The sequence below is a fragment of the Ruegeria sp. F5 genome, assembly GCF_056533845.1.
In genome coordinates this window covers 1-4,108 of sequence record NZ_JBQFOU010000051.1, presented here as the reverse complement: position 1 = coordinate 4,108, position 4,108 = coordinate 1, and the positions used below count along the sequence as shown (strand labels likewise).

The following is a 4,108-nucleotide window of genomic DNA, read 5'->3' as shown; positions in this document are numbered from 1 at the left end:
ACATGTGGCTTTCGGCAATTTGCCGAGATCGCAGGATGAGTGCGTGCGGTAAGTCGCTACTTTGGCCATTCTAAAAGTTTGCGACACATCCAAGAGTACTGTTTACCACCGTAGCATTTCAAATAAGCGGCTGCGAACTGCTGAAATCCGTGCGAAAAGCAATTGGAGGCCACACCTTGCAATGAAAGTCATTGTCTATCGGGTCATGAGCAAAACGCTTCCAGCGACGCAGGCTCCAGTAACCTGATCCTCTTATAGGAAACATCAATCCACCCTTTTGATGCAAATTGCTTGAGAGTTCGATTGACCACGTCTCGCGCGGCATTGGCCAACTCGCCAATCTGCTCCTGCGTTAACCCCGAAATGACAGCGGTGCCTTTTTGCGCTGCCCCATGTTTTGAAGCGATGCGTAGCAGCGTCGAGGCAATGCGCTGTTGGACATTAGGTATCAGAAGATCGGAGACGGTCGCGATGGCAATGTCCATGCCGTGGGACGCGACCTTGGTCAGGGCCCGATGATAACTCGGGTCGGATGCAGCTATTTGATCCAGCGCGACCAGCGGGACGTGGAACGCAATTGAGGGCTCGACTGCCACAAATGTCAGGTTCCGGCGTCGCCGGCTGAGCGAGGCATCATATCCAAACCATACACCGCTACGGCATATATGGGCGAGCCTGTCATCGCCACCACGTCGCGGAACCTTGATACCAAAAGCCCCTCCTGCAACTCCAAAGATGCCGCCGCGGAAATCGCCGACATCAAAGACTCGGCTACCGACTGCGAACGTCCGAAGCGTGGCCCTCTCCAGTACTACGGCCTGGAATGCCTTGTCTTGTTCGGCAAGCCACCCGTACCTGAGAACCGCGCGCTTCGCCTTAGTGAAATCCAATCGCGGCTTGGCTGATTGCTCTTGATCAAGGCTCCTACCCGCCGGGAGAACGTCACGACGCCTGCGTTTAGCTGGTTCAATCAAGTTTTTATCTTGGCCCATGCCGACTTTGTCGTGATTGCTACAGATCAGCTCTGAATATCAGATAATATTGATATGAAACACCACTTCGTTTTGATGCAAACCGCCAGTCGAAAGTGGGTTTTCGCAATTGACGCACGATTATCATCGAGCAACTCCAGAATTTAGAAAGACGCCACATCAGGAGGTCATTTATGAACATCATGACGCTGACAAAAACCGTTGCCCGGACCGTTGTTGCGCTGATCGCATCCGCTTCAGTGTCGTGGGCCTGTACCGGCATTATGCTGACCGGTTCGGACGGAAGCATCATTCGCGCAAGGACTGCTGAATGGGGGCCTTTTGATCTCGAAACCAAGATCAACATTATCCCGAGGGGATATTTCTACAGTGCCGGCGAGATGCCAGACGGAAAGCAGGGAGCGACATGGACCGGTAAGTACGGCATGGTCGGCATCAGCATGTTGGACCACGGCGCGCCCGCTGACGGCATCAATGAGGCAGGGTTGACTGCCGGGCTGTTCTACCTGCCGGGCTTCACCGAATATCAAGAGTACAATCCTGAACTTGCCGACAACACCATCCCCGGTGATTTGCTGGCAAGCTATGTCCTGTCGAATTTCGAAACGGTCGAAGAGGCGATAGCCGGGCTCGAAAACATTCGTGTCGTGGGCGTAGTAGACGAGACGCTTGGTTTTCCGTTTCCGTTTCACATGCTTGTAGCCGACCGATCGGGTGGACGGATCGTCATCGAGTATATCGATGGCGAGTTGACTGTTTTCGATGCCCCGCTTGGCGTAATCACCAATTCGCCAAACTATGACTGGCACATGACGAACCTCAACAATTACGTCAATCTGACTGCTATCGGCGTGCCCCAGGTCGAAGCCAGCGGCGTTACTTTTGCTCCGCTTGGCGCAGGCAGCGGCATGATCGGTCTGCCTGGTGATTTCACACCCCCGTCACGCTTTGTGCGTGCCGTTGCGTTCTCGCAAACGGCCCGTGAAACCCAGGGCGGCTACGATACTGTACGGGAAGCTTTCCGGATCCTCGACAATTTTAACATTCCGGCCGATGCCGCTGAGGGTGCGCAGGACGACGTCCAATCAGAAGATCTGCTCTACAGTGCAACGCAGGTCACCACCGCCAGCGACTCCCAGAGCCTCACATATTACTATCACACAATGTACGACCGGACCGTGCACAAGGTCGATCTCAGCAAGATCGATTTCGGTGCCATGGGCGATGAGATGGTAGTCTTTCCGACCAGCGGCGATCGTGAACCCACAATTGTTGACATGACACCGAGCAACTGACTGATTTGCTGGCCGGGGTTTTTCGAAGAAAACAAGCCCTAGAACCCCGGTCATATCCAAACATTCGTGTCGATGCGACTTGGCAATCGCATTCCGGCGCATTTCTAAACAGTAAGGTGATATCTGAATGCGGGCCCGTCTTGTCAAACCAAACAGTCACACCCCAACCTCAAACTTCCGCTCATCCCTGTGGGCAATAGTACTAACAGGCGCTTCGGCTTTACTGCCGCATATAGCAGTCGCTGAAAATAAGCTGGCCGTTGACACACCACTTGGGGAAATTCGCGAAAACCATGATTTCTTCGGCGAGGAGGAAAACCGGGTTCAGATGTTGGCCGCAAGCCCGCGCACGCAATGGGCATGGCAAAACATGTCGCGCTTTTTCCCAACGGCGCAGATTCTTCGCGACGGCCCAATCAGCGAGTTGCAGGAGAACATAGACCCCTCGATCGGAGATATCGAGTTTATGCGTGAAGACGGTTCGACGGCTACCGTAATGGAACAGTTCAACAAGTACCCAATGGACGGGCTGATCGTTGTCAAAGATGGTGAGATCTTGTTTGAGCGCTACAAAACACTGCGACCGTTCGACAAGCACAACTGGTATTCCTCCGGAAAGATCCTCGGAAGCACTCTGCTCGCTTTGCTGGAAGAAGAGGGAAAAATTGATATATCGCAACCCGTCAGTGCCTTTATCCCTGAACTTGAAGGTTCAGTGTGGGACACGGTACCGGTCGAACACGCTCTCGACATGGCGACGGGTCTCGATTCAACCGAACTTGACGAACCGGCCGGTGACTCGCGCATTAACCCCGAACAAGGATGGTACCGCTGGACATCTGCGATGGGCTTGCTCGACAATCCACTTGGCGTCGAGGAGACGCCCTTGGAGGTGCTGGCTGGCATGCAGCGCCGTGGCCCGGGCTATGAAGTTTTCGAATACAACTCAATCAACACTTTCGTCGTTGACCTTATTGTCGAAAACATCTCCGGCAAGCCGTTGCCCGAATTTCTGAGCGAACGGATTTGGCGCAATGCCGGAATGGAGCATGATGCCTTCGTCGCGGTCAGCGATGGCGGACTGCCGGCAAGCTTTGGCGTAATGAATTCGACACTGAGGGACATGGCCCGATTTGGCATGCTGTTCACGCCGAGTTGGAGCGAGATTTCCGACGAGCAGATCATATCAGACGCCATCATCAGCAACATTCAGACCGGTGGAGATCCGGAGATTTATCAGCGCGGCTATCTCGGTGAATTGAACGCCCGCAAGGGCTTTCCGGACGACCGGAACATTTCGAACCGCTACCAGTGGGATGCCGTCTTTGAGGATGGCGATTTCTGGAAGAAAGGCGTGGGTGCACAGGGGCTTTACATTTCTCCGTCGCGGAATCTTGTGATTGCTTATTTCTCGACAGGTAGCGGCGACGATCAGGAAGAAACTATGGCAAGGGCAATCGCGAAGCATTTCTGAACTCGCGTTGAGCGTCGTTCCATAAACACAGGTCCGGGAATTTTCCATCCAGGCAAGCTCCGCCTTGCCCGCAGTCGGTGAGTTGCTGCGGTTCTGAAGGTGTTGGAATTCCGCTGAATCACAACCTTCCAACCCAAGTCGTAGAGCTGCCCTACGCTGCACACTGAGGAATGAACAGTTTGGGCTCTCGCCGGACCTACACCGCCAGACGTTTGGGAGGGCGTAGCGCAGCGATTTTCGACAGTTTGTCAAAGCCCCGCATTTGGAGCACTGGTGATAGTTTGATGTCTCAACTGCTTTCACCATCTTTGTGGCAGACAACCTCGAGCTTAATGCCGTGTGGGTCG

General features: G+C 53.9%; 3 protein-coding genes. 2 read left to right on the top strand and 1 reads right to left on the bottom strand.

The features are described 5' to 3' along the window. Positions 1-203: 203 nt before the first annotated feature. Entirely contained in the window at positions 204-992 is a 789-nt protein-coding gene (locus tag ACR0K1_RS25335) for a Crp/Fnr family transcriptional regulator (RefSeq protein WP_480617380.1), read from the bottom strand. Positions 993-1,165: 173 nt separating this feature from the next. On the opposite strand from ACR0K1_RS25335, the gene ACR0K1_RS25330 reads away from it, so the two are divergent. Both ACR0K1_RS25330 and ACR0K1_RS25325 read left to right on the top strand, forming a co-directional pair. Then, entirely contained in the window at positions 1,166-2,287 is a 1,122-nt protein-coding gene (locus ACR0K1_RS25330) for a linear amide C-N hydrolase (RefSeq protein ID WP_480617379.1), read from the top strand. A 127-nt stretch (positions 2,288-2,414) separates the two neighbouring features. Beyond that, positions 2,415-3,761, top strand: coding sequence for a serine hydrolase domain-containing protein (locus ACR0K1_RS25325; RefSeq protein WP_480852284.1), 1,347 nt, complete (start codon positions 2,415-2,417; stop codon positions 3,759-3,761). The last annotated feature ends 347 nt before the right edge of the window (positions 3,762-4,108 follow it).